The organism is Leptospira haakeii (assembly GCF_002812045.1).
GTDB classification, from domain to species: domain Bacteria; phylum Spirochaetota; class Leptospiria; order Leptospirales; family Leptospiraceae; genus Leptospira_B; species Leptospira_B haakeii.
This window is the reverse complement of record NZ_NPEG01000005.1, coordinates 85,691-103,135: the sequence shown is the minus strand read 5'-3', so window position 1 is coordinate 103,135 and position 17,445 is coordinate 85,691. Positions and strand designations below refer to the sequence as shown.

18 protein-coding genes are annotated in these 17,445 nt (G+C 40.7%); 4 read left to right on the top strand and 14 right to left on the bottom strand.

The features are described 5' to 3' along the window. Position 1: 1 nt before the first annotated feature. The 14 genes from CH377_RS10540 to CH377_RS10475 form a co-directional block, all read right to left on the bottom strand. Positions 2-454 (bottom strand): LIC_20196 family exoprotein, encoded by a 453-nt coding sequence (locus tag CH377_RS10540; RefSeq protein ID WP_100723869.1) that lies wholly within the window; start codon positions 452-454, stop codon positions 2-4. A 158-nt stretch (positions 455-612) separates the two neighbouring features. Beyond that, complete coding sequence (locus CH377_RS10535) at positions 613-1,164, bottom strand: SCO family protein (protein WP_243402029.1); 552 nt, start codon at positions 1,162-1,164, stop codon at positions 613-615. A 171-nt stretch (positions 1,165-1,335) separates the two neighbouring features. Then, positions 1,336-1,992, bottom strand: coding sequence for an energy transducer TonB (locus CH377_RS10530; protein WP_086445817.1), 657 nt, complete (start codon positions 1,990-1,992; stop codon positions 1,336-1,338). Positions 1,993-2,001: 9 nt separating this feature from the next. Further along, positions 2,002-2,406, bottom strand: a complete 405-nt coding sequence (locus CH377_RS10525; protein ID WP_100710793.1) for an ExbD/TolR family protein — start codon at positions 2,404-2,406, stop codon at positions 2,002-2,004. 27 nt (positions 2,407-2,433) lie between these two features. Further along, complete coding sequence (locus CH377_RS10520; protein ID WP_100723757.1) at positions 2,434-3,051, bottom strand: MotA/TolQ/ExbB proton channel family protein; 618 nt, start codon at positions 3,049-3,051, stop codon at positions 2,434-2,436. Positions 3,052-3,129: 78 nt separating this feature from the next. Continuing rightward, entirely contained in the window at positions 3,130-3,579 is a 450-nt protein-coding gene (locus CH377_RS10515; protein ID WP_243402030.1) for a hypothetical protein, read from the bottom strand. A gap of 47 nt (positions 3,580-3,626) precedes the next feature. Next, the gene (locus tag CH377_RS10510; RefSeq protein ID WP_100723755.1) at positions 3,627-6,173 is read right to left on the bottom strand and encodes a TonB-dependent receptor plug domain-containing protein; all 2,547 of its coding nucleotides are present in this window, start codon (positions 6,171-6,173) and stop codon (positions 3,627-3,629) included. Then, complete coding sequence (locus tag CH377_RS10505) at positions 6,170-6,511, bottom strand: hypothetical protein (RefSeq protein ID WP_100723754.1); 342 nt, start codon at positions 6,509-6,511, stop codon at positions 6,170-6,172. Before CH377_RS10505 ends, CH377_RS10510 begins: the two co-directional genes overlap by 4 nt. Further along, the gene (locus tag CH377_RS10500; protein ID WP_100723753.1) at positions 6,508-6,918 is read right to left on the bottom strand and encodes a hypothetical protein; all 411 of its coding nucleotides are present in this window, start codon (positions 6,916-6,918) and stop codon (positions 6,508-6,510) included. Before CH377_RS10500 ends, CH377_RS10505 begins: the two co-directional genes overlap by 4 nt. Before the next feature lie 11 nt (positions 6,919-6,929). Further along, on the bottom strand, positions 6,930-7,310 hold the full coding sequence (locus CH377_RS10495) for an LIC20211 family lipoprotein (protein WP_100723752.1): 381 nt from the start codon (positions 7,308-7,310) through the stop codon (positions 6,930-6,932). A 232-nt stretch (positions 7,311-7,542) separates the two neighbouring features. Continuing rightward, on the bottom strand, positions 7,543-8,586 hold the full coding sequence (gene meaB / locus CH377_RS10490) for a methylmalonyl Co-A mutase-associated GTPase MeaB (protein ID WP_100723751.1): 1,044 nt from the start codon (positions 8,584-8,586) through the stop codon (positions 7,543-7,545). A gap of 7 nt (positions 8,587-8,593) precedes the next feature. Beyond that, entirely contained in the window at positions 8,594-10,771 is a 2,178-nt protein-coding gene (gene scpA, locus CH377_RS10485; RefSeq protein WP_100723750.1) for a methylmalonyl-CoA mutase, read from the bottom strand. Beyond that, positions 10,768-12,645 carry a methylmalonyl-CoA mutase family protein gene (locus CH377_RS10480; RefSeq protein WP_100723749.1) on the bottom strand — a complete coding sequence of 626 codons (1,878 nt, stop codon included), beginning with the start codon at positions 12,643-12,645 and terminating at the stop codon, positions 10,768-10,770. The genes scpA and CH377_RS10480 overlap by 4 nt, the downstream gene beginning before the upstream one ends. Positions 12,646-12,656: 11 nt before the next feature. Next, positions 12,657-13,649 (bottom strand): TerC/Alx family metal homeostasis membrane protein, encoded by a 993-nt coding sequence (locus CH377_RS10475; protein ID WP_100723748.1) that lies wholly within the window; start codon positions 13,647-13,649, stop codon positions 12,657-12,659. A gap of 103 nt (positions 13,650-13,752) precedes the next feature. Between CH377_RS10475 and CH377_RS10470 the strand changes: the two genes are divergently transcribed. The 4 genes from CH377_RS10470 (at position 13,753) to CH377_RS10455 (ending at position 17,429) form a co-directional block, all read left to right on the top strand. Next, complete coding sequence (locus tag CH377_RS10470; protein ID WP_100723747.1) at positions 13,753-14,382, top strand: lysoplasmalogenase; 630 nt, start codon at positions 13,753-13,755, stop codon at positions 14,380-14,382. A 66-nt stretch (positions 14,383-14,448) separates the two neighbouring features. Continuing rightward, a complete protein-coding gene (locus CH377_RS10465) occupies positions 14,449-15,186 on the top strand; it encodes a ferritin-like domain-containing protein (RefSeq protein WP_100723746.1) in 738 nt (245 codons plus the stop codon). Between the two features lie 127 nt (positions 15,187-15,313). Beyond that, a complete protein-coding gene (locus tag CH377_RS10460; protein WP_100723745.1) occupies positions 15,314-16,459 on the top strand; it encodes an aminotransferase class V-fold PLP-dependent enzyme in 1,146 nt (381 codons plus the stop codon). 4 nt (positions 16,460-16,463) lie between these two features. Next, the gene (locus tag CH377_RS10455; RefSeq protein ID WP_100723744.1) at positions 16,464-17,429 is read left to right on the top strand and encodes a bile acid:sodium symporter family protein; all 966 of its coding nucleotides are present in this window, start codon (positions 16,464-16,466) and stop codon (positions 17,427-17,429) included. Positions 17,430-17,445 lie beyond the last annotated feature (16 nt).

Genomic DNA, 17,445 nt, shown 5'->3' with positions numbered 1-17,445 from the left:
TTTAGTTCTTAGTTAAAGATAAAATATTTTCTTCTAGTTGTTTGTTGTATTCACGGAATGCATAAGGATGCGGCTCGTATAGACTGATCACTTCGGTTTCCATTCCTTTGCTATCCTTTACCTTTTTCTTAATTAGAAAAAGTATATAGTCTCCTTCTTGAGGAGCGGCTTTAAGCCATTTCCCGAATAGTTCGGGAAATATTAAGAAGGCGATATCGAATTTTTGCGGGAGTTCTTTCCCACCCTTTAAGGATTTTAGAATTTCTACATTTGCCGTAACGGAAATGGAATTAGAGGAGATCTTACTTTCTTTCACATTGGAAAGTTTCGCCAGAGCGATAAAGTTAGAAGAATTCACCTGAGATTCCAGACTAGGAGGTGGTGTTAATGCTGAAATCGGTGAGAAAAATAATAGGATCAGTACGAATAGGACCGATACGAAACGTTTTTGCATTTGGAATAACTCCGGAAACAATTTGTTAACGCGGCTTTCCACTCTACTTCTGATCTGGGACCTTTTTCAAGAATTTTCCTTTCAAAATGAAATTTAGAATATTCCAATTTTTGGAAAATAATTTACAAGAGGAGGTATTTTGCAGGATTTTAGGGAACTTATTTTGCTCGGACGAGTAGGGAAGGCAGATCTATCGAATCCGGTTTCTCCGGGATTTTAGGAAAGATCCCTCTGATCTTAGGAGAATCATCTACCCAGATGAGTGCAGTCTTAAATTTTACATTTCCACTATCAGGTTGGATATATGCTTGGATCCCGAACGATCTGGCTAGTTCCAATGCTGCACTTGAGTTTGCAGGTTTGAGTAAAAGTATCTTCTCACTTAGTTTTCCGAATCTATCTTTTAGATCTTTGTATTCGTCTTTTTCCGGAGTTAAACTGATAAACACAAATTGAGAATCAATAGGTGCTGATCTATCAAACCAATTTAGGAATATCTCCACTTCGTCTAAGTTGTTTTTAGAAGAATCTAAAAATCCGAAATATAAGAAACTTTGTTTGCCTGAGAAAATGGACTTTAGGGGAATATTTTCTTGTTTATCCGCGAGGATTACCGTTTCTTCAGGGAGATCTTTCTCTGCCTGGATCATTCCAGGATCGGAATGAGAAAAGAAGAACACTATGATCAGACTGGCAACTACACCAGTCATAAAAAATTTCCAAGCCCCGGATTCCATCTCTAGTTACAATGGACGAAAACTAAACGGAAATCCGCAGCTATATTCTTAGAATATAGCCTTGAATATATAAGGAATCTTATTCAGAAAAATATTTCCTTTGTGTAAAATATGGAAATATTTAGGCGGTTTAAATCGTCAAGATTAGTTATCGTCCAGCTCGAAATGGACTGGGACCCTATGATTCATACGAGTAGGTCTTCCCTTTGCATAACCAGGGCTCCAACGAGCTAATCGAATTACTTTAACTGCTGCTTCTTCGAAACCATATCCGCGAATGGAAGATTTGATTACCTTTGCATTGATCAAATTTCCTTTTTCGTCTACTTGTACTTCCAAGTAGATCATTGCATCGGAGATTCCTTGTGCACGTGCATTCTCAGGAAAATAATCTCTCAAAGAAAAATCAATGATTGGAGTGGGGGCTTTGTCTCCGTAAAAAGCGAATAAGAATCCGTCTTTGTCAGTACCTTCTCCGCTGATCTCGTTTTCTTTGATCTCGTTCGGGTCCGGATCTTTTCCTTCTTCGTTGGCACCTTCTACCCATTCGTTTGGATCTTTATGAGTAGGAGAAGTTTCTCCTCCGAGTAATTCCGGAGGAATATCTTGGATATCAACTTCTACGTTCATCTCCAATTGTTCAGAATCTACGAATTCCTTTTCTTTGTGAGTGATGTAGTAGTAAGTTAAGAATAAAAATAGGTGAAAAGCAAGTGATCCGTAAACACAAATCTCCCAAAGAGAAAGTTCTTTGAGTTTTTGGATTACATCAGTCTTTACTTTTTCCAGAGTAGGATTCATTTCTCCGGATCACCTTTTAACAGATAATGCGATTTGGTGCACGCCAGCTTTTTTGATCTTTCCCATAGTCTCTGCTATTTTTCCGTAAGGAAGGGAAGAATCAGCGGATAACGTGATTCTCATATTCGGACGGATCTTAGTCTCTCTTTGCAGTTGAGCTTCTAATCTAGGAAAATCTGTTTCATTTCCTTCTAAGAAAATTTTTCCGTCTTTAGATAATGCCACCTGAACGGTTTTGGCAAGATTCGCATCCACCGCGTCCGCTTTAGGAAGATTGATATTGATGGATTCTTTTTTTAAGAAGTTCGCAGTAACCATAAAGATCACCAAAAGAACCAAAATTACGTCCACCATCGGAGTGATATTAATACTGCCGATTTCTTCTCCGTCTCCGGAAGAACTTTGACCTGCCATAAATTCTCCTTTCTAGAAATCCTCGGTTTAACCTTTCCGAGACAGGCTTGCTAAAAATTCTTTGGAAAGAATTTCCAGATTGGATTGGATGATTTTCAATTTTCTGGTGAAGTAGTTATTCGCCATTACCACCGGGATGGCGACGGCAAGACCTACCGCAGTTGCGAGTAGAGCTTGTGAAATGGTTCTCATTACCACTTCTCCGGCTGCGTTCCCCAAAGTTCCTAATTTATAGAATGCGCTGATTACTCCGAATACTGTTCCTAATAGTCCGATAAATGGAGCATTGTTTCCTAATGTATTAAGAATAGAAAGTCTGGTTTCGAAACCGACTCTTTCTCCAATCATCTTTCCTTCCATCAATTCACCCAGGCTTTCTTTTCCACCCTTGGAATGTTCTGAGGAGAAGTCCGCAAATCTCGCGTAAACATTCTCTGGATAATTTTCTGAAAACTTAGGAGCCCCTGAAAGTTCTCCTTTTCTTGCAGTTTGGATGATTTCAGGTAATACGAAGGCGGAGTCTTTCGTGTTTTTAACGAATATGATCGCTCTTTCTACTACAACGGCTACTGCAAGAACACTCGCGATCGCCATGATCACAAAGATCGCTGTTTCCATGTACCCGATAGCAATTTCAAAACTCATTTTATAATTCCTTCTTAATTTCTGTTTTTTTGTCTGATACGATCCCAGTCATTCTGTTTTTGTTCCGAAATTTCGGACTTAAAGTTCTGGTTCTGGTGAATAAAGTTCTTTGCAATTTCTAACACAATTTAAGGTTTCTATCCCGGAATTAGAAATGATTTCGGAACCTTCTCCGCTGCAATCGTTTTCAGATCCGACCCTGGACCAATAGGCCTCGTTACAATTAAAAATACATTCTTGGACTTTGGAATTTAAACCGGACATCTGCTCTTGGGCTAATACTTGGCTGCAATATGATTCGTAACTCTTAGCAGTTCCTCCGGAGAAGAGTCCGGAAATTTCAACTTCTCCACTTCCATTCAAATCTTGGGAAGTTTTTAAACAATCTTCTGCTTCTTGCATGGAAGACTTACAGGCTGCAGATGGATTTGCAGAATAATTTAAGAGAGATTGTAAGACCAAAGTGCTTTCGTTAGACGCTTCCGGAGAATATTGGGAACAGTATGAGAATATAACTAGGGCGGACAATATTCCGAACCAGTGTGTATAAACTTTTCCTATACTCCGGACCTGCATTAGAACTTAACCTCGATACCTACGTTGAAGAATGGAATGATCACACCGCCTGGCAAAGGAATTGTTCCAAATGTCGGGCTAGGACTTGGGTTCGTTTTGGAATAAGGTTTCGTATTATCGAAATCTTCTCCACCCACGTTCTCTCTTAGGTATACGTTTACTATCTCCAGGAAGGTATTCACATACCCCCATTCATAATTGAAAAATCTATCGAAACGGATGTCAAGTCGATGATAAGGCTTTAATCTTCGACTATTGATATATTCTCCAAGGGCCGGGTTATTGGCGTATTGAGGCACCCAATAGGTTTGGCCATTTGCAGGGTTACTGAACCTTCCCCCGTCATCCCCTACAATAGGCGTAAACGGCCTACTTGTCAGGTAGGACCATCTTGCACCGAACTGCCACTCTTGGCTCCACCTCCAACCGAAGACCATATTGATTACATGGGTCCTATCGTAGTCGTATAATGTCTCTTTAGAATTCTTATAAAACTCTGCGGCGATTTGGGTCTCTTGAGCGTTTAAAGGAGCCGAGCCTGGGTCAGGCGTGAATATATTATTATTTCTGAATGTTTGGGACCAAGTGTAGGTAATCCAACCGAACCAGTTCCTTGTGCCTGGGCGTGAGTTCTTACGAAGTACTAATTCGTAACCTCTGGACCAACCGGTTCCACTATTGGAGTAGTTCAGTTTTTTGTTTGTGATAAAAGGTTGAGCGATCCTGGAATATGGGTCCGGATTTGTTCCGATCGGTTCTGTAATATAAGGGTCATCCACGATCAAGCTGGAGTATTCTTGTTTAAAGATCTCTCCTTTGATCTGGTAATCACCTTCTAATAGTTGTTCAATCCCTCCACCGTACTTGAATACCTTTTCGAAATCCAAGTGTGGGTTCCCACTATCCTTATTAAACCTGGTATCTAAAGGGAAGCGGAAGAAATTACCTCCACCTCCAAAGATGGTAGTTCCTTTTCCTATACCTTCAAATTTATAAGATGCCTGAGCTCTAGGCCCGAATGCGCTATTATTTACGTACGGAATATAATCGTAACGTGCTCCCGGTTCAATATGCAAATTTCCTAAACGGATCTTGGTGGTTAGATAACCGTTATAATAAGCTCCCTTCGCAGTGATATTCGTAGGGATAGTAGTAAAGTCAGGGCTTTGGGTATCATAAGGGTTCGGACTTAAATTGTTCGGATCTGATTGTATGATGCTGGAACCTGTAGAATAATAATTTAATAGCCTGTATTCTGTTCCGAACTCAGCGCTAAAATATTTACTCGGATCCCAGAAAGCATCCTGGCGCACACCGTTATATGCACCGCTTGCTCTATTCTTTCCTTGGATAGAACCGAAGGACACGTTAAAGTCGGTGAACGGATCATAACTGATCAGAGTTACACGATTGGAGAATGTATCTATCGGTTTCCAAGTATAACGTAATGCTTGTGTCCTAAATCCTTGTCCTGAGGAAATACTTGCTCCTGCAAATGCAGCAGTAGCATCATTCGCAGGGTCATTTTGGTATTTTGCAGGAAGATTCGCTGCAAAATCATCTTTAGAATAAAATGAATGAAAAGATACTTGGTGATGCTCGTTAAAATTATGAACGAATTTAACCTGAGAGTCTACGAATCTTGGAAGTCTTAAACCTTCCGGAAAGTCAGCGCCCAAGGCGGAAGTTAAACCTTGTACAAATCTGTCTAAGTATCCCACACGAGCAGAAGCAATCAGATAACCTTTTCCGCCGAAAGTAGGGCTCATATAACTGATACTACTGGACCAAGCGGAGATGATCAGATTTTTCTGAGACTTGTCCACCTTATCTACTGTATCGATATGAATGACCCCGCCCAATGCGTTATTGAAGTTTGCGGGGAATACACCCGTATAAACATCAATAGATTTGATCAGGTTGGCGTTTACTACAGCGCTCAATCCGTCGAAGTGGAACGGATATAGAATAGGAAGATCATCCACTAAATATAAGTTTGAGTTCGGATCAGAACCCCGGATCACATAATTGTTCGCTCCACCACCGAATGCTGCGGAAGGAACCACACCTGGAATTGTTTCCAATGCGCGTAATGGTTCCCCAAAGGTTCCAGGCATCCTCTTGATCTCTTCGTATTTGATCGTGGTTCTAGAAAGAATAGGTTTATCTCTTTCTGCGGCAACTGTGATTGTACCCTTAGGGACCTTTCCTTTCGGAGATCCTACAGATGCATCAGGACCTCCATCCGTATAAAGAGTAACTGTTTGGCCGGAAGCTTCTACGTTACCTTTGATATCCTGCATATCTTCTACTTTTAAGATACGGAAGGTATAAATTCCTGGAGAAGGTACTACGGCATCGAAATAGCCTTCTGCATCTGTTCTATAGATCTTTTTGGTTTCGAAAAGTAAAACTTGTGTTTTAGCTTCTCCTTGGTTTTTTTGTCTGGAGAATAACCTAGCTTTAAAAGTTACTTCTGCAAATAAATCCAACGGGGCGATTGCCGCGAGAAAAGCGATTTTGATCAGGACTTTTTTTAACTTCATGGCAATTTAGGATCCACAAATACGTCTTTAAAATTCAAATACCAAGGGATCTCTCCCGCAGGTTTATCATAATAGATCCAAAGACAAACTGCCGGATAGGATATGAAAGGGCAGTCCGCTTTTGTGATCGCAATACTACAAAGATCTAGGTTCCTTCTTTGTACATCTCCAATCGCAACTGGAAAATGTGGCGGAATAGGATCTCCGCATTTTTTGGAAAGATACTCTGTTGCAGCATAAATTTGGCTGTTTGCGTCTCCCTGAGGAACAGTATCTTCCCGAACACAATCTACCAAAAGAATACAAAAGAAGCTGAAAGCAAATACGCGGGTTTTCATCTTTTACCCGCCTCGTTCGGAGTTGTAGAAGAAGGAGAACCGATCACAGTACCTTTTACTTTTAGTACACTGATTGTACCAACTGGGAAAAATAGATGAGTCTCATGCCAGTATTTTACTTTGATCAAACTTTTCCCTCCCGGGATCTTTTGAACCGCTTCACTAAGTGCATAATCCATATTTAATGGATTGGTGACCGGGATGAGTCCGAATAAAAAGAAAACGGAACTTTCTCCGCTAGAAACTCCTAATTCCATATAATCTTTGGAACGAATGATACTAGCAGAGTCAATGAGTTGAGTACTAGTTACTCTGCCGCCCACATCAGCTCTATTAAAAGAACCTGAGCATGAGTACAACGTAAAAAATAAAAAACAAAACAGAATGATAGATCTGAGAAGAATCATACAATTTTGAATTAGCGTGTTTTCTTTTTAAGATCCGGGATCTCGTCTTCGAATTTGATCGCTTCTGCAGAGATATGAAGACGGTTTACAGTTAAAAATACGAAGATGGATTTATCTGTCCAGTAGCGGACATTGATCAAAGCATCAGCCTCTTTTTCCTTAGTTAATTCCTCTAATAGTCGATCAATAGGAGGTTCGCCTAAAGGGATCCCAATGATTGCGATATCAAAGGTATACCAGTATTTTGTTCCTTCTACCGGAGAGATCACTTTATACTTTTTATCCGCTACCGGAACAGTGCTTGTTGCAAGTCCAGCGCTAGAAGTAGCACAAGAGATGATAGAAGCGGCTAACAGAAGAGATAAGATTAGTCCGGAAATGCGAGATTTCATGTTTTTTCCTTTTCCAATACCGACTCTGGTCTAAGTCAATTTCTTGCCAAAGCAGAGGCGTTGCACGATTGAAGTTCAATCTTTTGTATCCACCATCAATCTCCCAAAAGACATATTTTCCAAGAAAAAAAATTCCATTCGGAACTAGAATCGGGATGATGTGGTCGGGACAAATATCGTTTAGGAAGGAGAATATATTACAAAACCGTGATTCTTTGGTTTCGTCGAATGATTAAATTTGATTGCCTTCGTTCTTATAATACTTCACAAGTTTACGAGCGGTTTGGTAAGAACCTGCCAGTCCCTGGGTTACAAGTTCTTCGGCCTTACGGAAATCATTTCCTAACTTAGAAAAGAAATCATCTAATAACATGGATTGAACTGATTCATGTAACCAATGTTTGGCTTGTTCTTTTCTTTTTTTATCTAAGTAACCTTTATCTTTGATAGCTTGTATAAAGTTTAAAATTTCAGTCCAGATCTCGGAGATACCTTCTCCGGTAACTGCCGAGCATGTTCTAACTTCGGTTTTTATTCCTGATTCATGAGAAGGGAGAAAATGAACTGCGGAAATTGTCTCCGCTTTTGCACGATTTGCTCTGGCAGTATTTTCCCCATCCGCTTTGGTGATCGCGATCAGGTCCGCCATTTCCATGATCCCACGTTTGATTCCTTGTAGTTCATCTCCCGCTCCCGCTATTAAAAGAAGAAGGAATATATCCACCATGGAATTGACTGCAGTCTCTGATTGTCCAACACCAACTGTTTCTACAAGGATCGTGTCGAAGCCTGCTGCTTCGCAAAGAAAGATGGTCTCTCTAGTTTTACGTGCGACCCCGCCTAATGAATCTCCGGACGGAGAAGGGCGAATGAATGCTTCCTTTTTACGGGAAAGAATTTCCATTCTGGTCTTGTCTCCCAAAATGGATCCTTTAGATAATTGTGATGTAGGATCTACTGCAAGAACTGCGATCTTTCTACCTTGTTCTATCAGATGATTTCCGAAAGATTCGATAAACGTACTTTTACCTACACCTGGGATTCCAGTGATACCAACTCGGATACTTTTACCTGAATGAGGTAAACATTTTTCTAATATAGCCTCTGCCAATTCTTGGTGAGAAGGTAAGGTACTCTCTACTAAAGTAATTGCTCTACTTAATAGAACTATATCTCCTGAGAGAATTCCTTGGGAAAAAGTTTCTGCATCCGGAAGGCTCTTCTTTTTAATAGAGCCTCGGATTTGGGCTTCTTCTTTTCCCTCGGTCTCGGGCATAGTAAGATTAACCTTCTACACTCTTGATCAGAAGTTCTAGGATTTCTGCACCTGCTTTGGAGATCTTAGTTCCAGGTCCGAAGATCCCGTTCACTCCGGACTTATACAAGAAATCATAATCTTGCTGAGGAATAACTCCTCCTGCGATGACTAGGATATCTTCTCTTCCTAATTTTTTGAGTTCTTGGATTACCTGAGGAACTAAGGTTTTATGACCTGCTGCAAGACTTGAAACTCCAAGCACATGCACATCGTTCTCAATGGCTTGTTTTGCTGCTTCTCCAGGAGTTTGGAATAGGGGGCCTATATCGACGTCGAAGCCCATATCCGCAAAACTTGTGGAGATTACTTTTGCACCTCTATCATGTCCGTCTTGTCCCATCTTAGCGACCATGATCCTAGGCTGTCTTCCTTCTAACTTTGCGAATTTTGCGGAGAGTTCTTTTGCCTTTTTGAAATCCGGATCGTCCATGATTTCCTCCGAGTACACCCCTTTGATCATATGAGTGACGGATTTATATCTGCCGAATATTTTCTCCATAGCGAAAGAGATCTCGCCAAGAGTTGCTCTTTTTCTAGCAGCATCTACGGCAAGTGCAAGCAGGTTTCCATTTCCTGTTTTAGCACATTCAGTGATTGCTTCCAATGCTACAGTAACCGCTGCATTATCTCTGTTCTTCTTGAGTTCGTTTAGTTTACGGATCTGAGATTCTCTCACCGCAGTGTTATCGATATCTAGAATATCCAAAGGATTTTCTTTAGAAGGGCGATAACGATTGATACCTACGATCACATCTCTACCGGAGTCGATCCTTGCCTGTTTACGGGCAGCGGCTTCTTCTATCCTCATTTTAGGAATTCCGGTTTCGATCGCTTTTGCAATACCGCCCAGTTTTTCCACTTCTTGGATAAGTTCCCAAGCTCTTTCAGCAAGTTGAGAAGTTAATGATTCAATATAGAAAGAGCCACCCCAAGGATCCACAACTCTGTGGATATTTGTTTCTTCTTGTAAATAGATCTGAGTGTTTCTTGCAATCCTTGCGGAGAAGTCAGTAGGCAATGCAATCGCTTCGTCGAGTGCATTTGTATGCAAAGACTGAGTATGACCAAGGGCTGCAGCAAGAGCTTCTATACATGTTCTTCCTACGTTATTAAAAGGATCCTGTTCAGTTAAACTCCAACCAGAAGTTTGGCAATGAGTTCGAAGAGCTAAGGATTTGTTACTCTTAGGGTTAAATGTTTTTACAAGTTTTGCCCAAAGAAGTCTTCCTGCTCTCATCTTAGCGATTTCCATAAAATGGTTCATACCAATCGCCCAGAAGAAGGAAAGACGAGGAGCAAAACTATCTACGTCCATTCCTGCCTTAATACCAGTGCGTAGGTATTCCAACCCATCCGCCAATGTATAAGCGAGTTCTATATCCGCAGTAGCTCCTGCTTCCTGCATATGATAGCCGGAGATGGAGATTGAATTGAACTTAGGCATGAAGTCAGTGGTATATTTGAAAATATCAGCGATAATTTTCATAGAAGGTTCAGGAGGATAAATGTAAGTGTTCCGTACCATGAACTCTTTTAGAATATCATTCTGGATGGTACCTGAAAGTTGTTCCGGTTTTACTCCCTGTTCTTCTGCAGCGACGATATAAAAAGCGAGCGTCGGAATAACAGCTCCATTCATTGTCATGGAAACTGACATCTGATCCAAAGGGATCTGGTCGAAGAGTATCTTCATATCCAGAACCGAATCGATCGCCACTCCCGCTTTTCCTACGTCTCCTAAAACTCTTTCATGATCTGAGTCGTATCCTCTGTGAGTTGCTAAGTCGAATGCAACAGAAAGACCTTTTTGTCCTGCTGCTAGGTTTCTACGATAGAATGCGTTTGATTCTTCGGCGGTGGAAAATCCTGCATACTGACGGATTGTCCAAGGTTGTTGGACATACATAGTAGAGTAAGGTCCTCTCAAAAATGGAGGAATTCCTGCTGCATAATCTAAATGTTCCAAGGACTCAACGTCTTTAGGAACGTATACCGGCTTGACAGGAACTTTTTCTGGAGTATTCCAAATCGTTTCTTCTAATTTAGAAAGTCCTAATTCGTCCAAAGCCTCTTTGGACCAGGATTCGAATTTAGTATCTCCTGTTACCGGAGTTCTGTTAGGGGAAAATGTAGGTCTTTTCATTGGATTCCCACCCTTTTTTGAAGATCGGAAAGTGTTTCTAATAGATTGGATCGAACATGTAGGAATCCGTTCACACCTAAGGATTCCAATTCAGGGATAATTTCCTTTGGATAACCGGCCACATAAACAAGCGGTTTAGATTTTAATTTAGGAAGAATATCCTTCACATAAGATGTTACTTCTTCGTCGGAACTACAGAAGACTATCATTTGAGGATTTTCTTTTTGGATGCCAGCAATCGCTTCTTCGGAAGTTTCGTAACTTCCCGGGTCGATTACATTAAATCCAGCACATCCTAAGAAGTTCAAAGAGAAGATCGCTCTTGCCTTCTTCATTTTTAGGTCTCCCAAAGGAAGAAGAAGTACTTTTACAGAAGTTTTGTTTTTGGTTTCGTAACTTTCCGTTTTCATCCGGATCTCTTCGATTGCATCTCCTGCGAAAAATTCAGGAAGTGCAGTCACTTTGAGCTCGTCAGAAGCAGGAGGGAGAGAGGTAGACTTGATATTCTTATTTAGATCTTTGTTTTGGATCTTATCTTTAGAATTAGGATATTGGTTGGTTCCCAGGAAGATCTCTTTACGAGTAGAGTAATTTTCTTCCTTCTTCTTTTTGGATTCTAAGATGGAAGATTGGATCTTGCCGGATTTCAGGCATTCTAAGAATCCGCCGTCCTTCTCCACTTCTGTAAATAATTTCCAAGCTTGCTCGGTGATTTGGTCGGTGATAGTTTCTATATAATAAGAACCGGAAGAAGGATCAGCAACCTTATCCAAATAAGATTCGTGTTTTAAGAGTAATTGCACATTTCTTGCAATCCTAAGAGAGAAGGAATCCGCAGGTTGTAATAGATGATCAAATGGAAGAACATTGATAATCTCGGCACCACCGATCGCAGCGGAAATTGCCTCAGTGGTTCCTCTCAAAATATTATTATGAAGATCATAGATCCCGTAATTATACCTTGCGGTTTCCGCTTCTATAAACGGAAGAGAAGCTTCTCCCTTATCAGAAGAATAAGAAGAAAATATTTCAGCCCATAAAGTTCTTGCCGCTCTGAACTTTGCGATCTCTAAGAAATAATCAGGACCGATCGTAAATTGGAAAATTGTCTGAGAATTTACTACTTCAGGAGAAACACCTAATTCTCCCAAACGATACAAGTATTCTGAACCAAGCGCCAGAGTATAAGCAAGCTCTTGAACAATTGTAGAACCGCTATCTCTAAACGTGGAAGAATGGACTGTAAGTGCGCGGAAATTTTTCCATTTGCCCGCAAGTTCTGTCAGGATCGGCTTCAGAGTTTCCGGGCTATGACCACCTGAATGACCTTGCCTTGCGAGAATTCTGTACGGATCGTAACCTAGTCCACCGACTAGAGTTTTGTTTTTAGGAAGCCAGGAATAAAGTTCTGGGGATTTTTCTTCCGCTACAAAATGAAGAGTGATCTCGTTTAGAGGTAGATCTTCCAATAAGAAAGCCAGATCCTTTTCATTTTTAATTTGGATCCCTTTTCTGCCGGAACCAACATCTGCAAGCACAAGGCCCAATGCAGAAACTCCGTTAGAGATGGCTTCAACTGCTAATTCTTTAGCGGTTTTTAGATCACTAGTATCGATATCTTGTCGAATACTCCAGTCATTTGTAAGTTTGCGAGTGGATCTAAGATAAGGAAATTTTCCGGGAAGATTGGAAAGGAGCCATTCCTTTCCTTTTAGATTTTCTTTTCTATAAAACGGCTGGATCTTAAATCCTTCTTGGGTTTCCCAAACCAGTTTTTTTTCGAAGTCCGCACCTTTCAGATCCTTTTGGATTAGGTTCGTCCATTCTTCGGTGGAAACCGGTGGAAATTCGGAGAAAAGTTTTTCTGATGCCATTCGATTTGCCGTCAGGCTCCTTTTTTTTTCGTTTTAAGATAATGAGGAATAGAAGCGAGTATGGAAAGTGTAAGAGTTCCAATGATCACTATCAAAGAGATCTCGATAGATACATGGATCACTCTTCCGAAAACGTATCCTGAAAATGCAGGAAGAAGAAGTTTTACACCCACAAATGCAAGTAGGATAGAGACTCCTTTTTTCAAATACACAAACAGTTCCATTACTCCACCGAGTAAGAAGAATAAAGATCTGAGTCCTAATATCGCGAATACGTTAGAAGTATAGATAATAAAACTATCTTGGGTAATGGAGAAGATTGCAGGAATAGAATCGATTGCAAAAAGAATATCGCTGAATTCCACAACGATCAAGATCAAGAATGTGGAAGTAAAAAGGGTCTTTCCATGTTCTTTTACCAAAAATTTTTCCGGATGGAATGTTTTGGACATTGGAAGAATTTTACGAGCATACTTCAAAAGTTTCATTTCTTCCGGATCGAAATCCTCTTCTTCGTCGTGGAAGAACATTTTCCAAGCGGAGTAGAGGAGTAAGAATCCGAAAAGATAAAGTATCCATTCAAATCTGGAGACTAGCTCCGCACCTGAGAAGATCATTGCTGCTCTGAAGATCAATGCACCTATGATTCCCCATTTTAAGATCATGGGTTGGTACTGGGATTGTATCCTGAACTTTCCAAAGATCATGATGAATACGAAAAGATTATCCACAGAAAGTGAATATTCTAGAAGATATCCGGCTAAGAATTCCAGGGTTTTTTGTTTTGCAAGTCCCGGGTTAGTCGGATCTTCGTGAAAAATATAAACTAAAAGAGAAAAACTGAAAGCAAGAGTTACCCAGAACAAAGTCCAGTATCCCGACTCTCTGAGAGAGAGTTTATGGGCTCTTTTATTCATTACGAATAGGTCCAAATAAATCAAAAGGCCTACTACAACGGAAAAAATAAGAAAAAGTGTAGAATCTTTTTGGCTAAACGAGATCATCGCAGCTTCCGAGGCCCTATTTGGGCCTTTGAAAGACAGGTTCCTCGGTTTGGTCTGGAAGACAATCCCAAATCACCGGGTGTTTAGAGATTAGGAGCTCTTAATGATTTATATTATATTCCCGATTTTGGCCCTTGTTCATTTGGGAGTTCTATTTTTAGGCTCGGACATATTTCTAGTTCGTTTGATTTCCAAAATTGTTCCCATTCTATATTTAATTGCGTTAAGTGTGGGAGAGGCTAGATGGAAAACCCGCGCAGGAATTTGGCTCGGGATCGGTTTGGTATTTTCACTCGGAGGAGATACTATTCTAGCTTTTCCGGACAAATATTTTGTTTTCGGTTTGGGCAGTTTCCTGATCGCTCAGGTAGCGTATTCCGTTAGTTTTTCTTGGGGAAATCCAGTACATTTTCTTAGATTGGTTCCATACGTAATTTTTGGTGCGTCTTATTTTTATTGGCTTCTTCCTGGGATTGCGCCTGCCTTGACTATTCCTGTAGCGGTTTACGTTTCCGCAATTTGTGTGATGGGTTGGAGATCTGCAGCTAGAGAAGTTTCTTCCAGAGACAGATGGCTTGGAATTTTAGGAGCGATCAGTTTTATAATTTCCGATTCAATCATCGCACTCGGACAATTCACTCCGAACAAACTTCCATTCCACGGAGTTTGGGTGATGTCTACTTACTATTTAGCTCAATTTTTAATCTTCCTTTCTCAAGAAGAAGAGGAATAAAATAGAAAAAATATTATTGAACCGACTTGAAAATCCCCTAGAATTGTCGCGACCGGAGTATGCAGAATGAGTATTAAACCTTTAAAAGAAACTACATTTTTGGAAGCTGTTGCAGCTGCGATCCAGCATGAGAAGGACTACTTCGAATTTTATATGGATACGTATGAAAAACTTCCTCCGGGAAGAACTAGGGAATTATTCGAAAGACTTGCGGAAGAAGTAGATGAACATATTAAGTTTATCACTGAGATCTATCAAGTAGCAGAAGGCGCAGAACTTCCGAACCTCAAACAATTGGCTGCTATCCATAAATTCCACCAAAGTACTCTCCAAAAAATCATGAATAAGGTGGAACGAACTATCACTGGTTCCGGTTCTAAGGACGCTCACGAGGCGTTAGAGCTCGCAATCAGGGAAGCTGAGAATTCCGTGGCATTCTACGAAAAGCTCACCACTAAATTCGAAGATTCGAATATTAAATTATTGTTTTCTAAGCTCATGGATTATAGCCATAATTACCAATCTTTGTTAGAAGCTGAGTTGAATACATTCGACCAGACCCGTTCTGCAGGAGGAGCATACTTCTGGGACGAACAGGCAGAAGAAGTAGCTAAAGCAGTAGGAAATTCTAAGCCGAGCGGTAAAAGTTCTAAAGGTCTAAAACCTTCTAAACCTGTCAAAAAAGCTGCGGCTAAAAAAGTAGTGAAGAAGGCTGCTCCTAAAAAAGCAAAAGTTGTAGCTAAGAAAAAAACTGCCGCCAAAAAAGCAGCTCCTAAGAAAAAGGCAGCCAAAAAGAAAAAGTAAGAACTAAAAAACCGGGAAACATTCGATTCCCGGTTTTGCATTCTCGGGCTTAAGAGTTTAAACCTTTTGGATATGTTCTTAAAAAAGAAGTTTTCCCTCCTAAGGATAGATCCAATCTGGCCTCGAGATGAAAACGAATCCTAGTCCGGACTGGACCAAACTACAACATTTGTACCCGGTAAATCGGGAAATGATCTGGTTAAACAATTGTGGGACCACTCCTGCAAACACGGACACCTTACATGCAGTCAATGAATACCTGCAAGGTTACGCTGCCAAAGGCGGCAGTACTGAAGTACGTAAATATCCAACTGTTAAAAAAGTGATCCGCACCATTCTCGCGGAATTATTAGGTGTCGAAGCGGAAGAACTTTCTTTAATTCATCATACAAACGAAGGGATCGGATTTATTTCCCTGGGTCTTAAACTCAAAGTGGGAGATCGTATCCTTCTTCTGGAAAACGAATATCCTTCTAATATTTATCCTTGGGAGCATTGGAAAGAAAAAGGAGTTTCCATTTCTTTTGTCCCAATGGCAGAAACTCCGGACGGATTTTTAGAAAACTTAAAATCTTCTATCACACCTGATGTAAAAGTAGTGAGCCTTTCTGCAGTACATTGGTGCACTGGAATGCCTTTCCCGTTAGAGGAGATCGGAAGTTTTCTCGCGGAAAAAGGAATTGAATTTGTTCTGGATGGTGCCCAAGGAGTCGGACTTCTTCCTGTAAGACCTAGAGAAATGGGGATTTCTTATATGGCTTTCCCGGCTTGGAAATGGTTACTCGGGCCTTTAGGACTTGGGGTTTTATACATTGCTAAGGAAAAGTTAGAAGGTCTGAATTTCCCGTTCAAGGGAACCGGCTCCGTAGTAAATGATGAAGTCTATTTACCTTATAGAGAAGAGTTAAAAGGCACGGATCGATACGAAATTTCCACAGTGAATTTTATTGATTGGGTCTATTTCCAATCCACATTAGAAATGCTTCATAAAGTTGGTTTCCATAATTCTATGGAAAGGATCTATGAACTCGCAGATTATCTTTCTGATAAACTGAGGGATGCAGGTTGGAAACTTGCATCTGATCATTTTCCAGATTTTAAAACCGGGATCGTGGTCGCAGAAAAAGAAGGACTCTCCATGGAAAATGTAGTTTCCAACCTCAAAAAGAACGGAGTTATGTGTGCACTTCGTTTAGGAAGGGTTCGATTCTCTCCACATATTTATCTGGCCAAAGAACAATTGGACAGGGTAGTGGATCTAGTCTCGAGATAAGAACTTGGCTTCACTTTTTGAAAAGGCAGCTTTATTATTCCCACTCTGGGTCATTTGTGGTGTGACATTCAGTTGGTTTTTTCCATCGGTACTTCATGGATTTAAGGGACCTTGGATCACATACAGCCTAGGGCTGACAATGCTCGGAATGGGGATCAGCCTAAGAATGGAAGATTTTACTAGAGTATTCAAGGCTCCTAAACCAATCTTAATCGGAGTGATCGGTCAATATACGATCATGCCTTTGACCGGCTGGTTTTTGGGGAACTTCTTCCAACTCCCTGCTCCTTTAGCAGTAGGTATCATAGTAGTTTCCTGTTGCCCAGGAGGAGTTGCTTCTAATGTAGTTTCCTTTTTAGCAAGAGGCGACCTGGCGTTGTCAGTTACAATGACTGCGATTTCCACGGTTCTATCCGTGATCATGACTCCTCTTCTCACATTATTTTTAGTGGGGAATAGTGTGGGTGCAAATGCTTCCGGTTTATTTTTTGATACAGTACAAGTAGTGATCCTTCCTGTGATCCTAGGAATTTTATTAAATCGTTATACTCCTAAATTTGCGGAGAAGGTGAAAATCGTTTCTCCTTTAATCGCAGTCATACTGATCACACTCATCGTTGCTTCTATCATAGGCTCCGGAAAAGAAGCAGTGATTAGTTCAGGACTTCATTTAATTTCTTCCGTATTTCTGCTCCATATCTCCGGATATTTTTTCGGATACTGGGCGGCTTACTTTGGGACCAAATCTTTTGTAGTAGCTCGTACAGTTTCCATAGAAGTGGGGATGCAAAACAGCGGATTGGGAGCGGTTCTGTCTCGGAACAATTTTTCAGATCCTTTGGTGGCGATTCCGGCAGCAATTTCCAGTTTTGTGCATTCTTTGATTGGAAGTGTTCTGGCGGGTATTTGGAGAAGGTCCGTTCCGCAGGAAGAAAGGGAAAAATCGCTAATTTCAGCCGATCTTCCTTGATTTTTGGCCGTTCTTT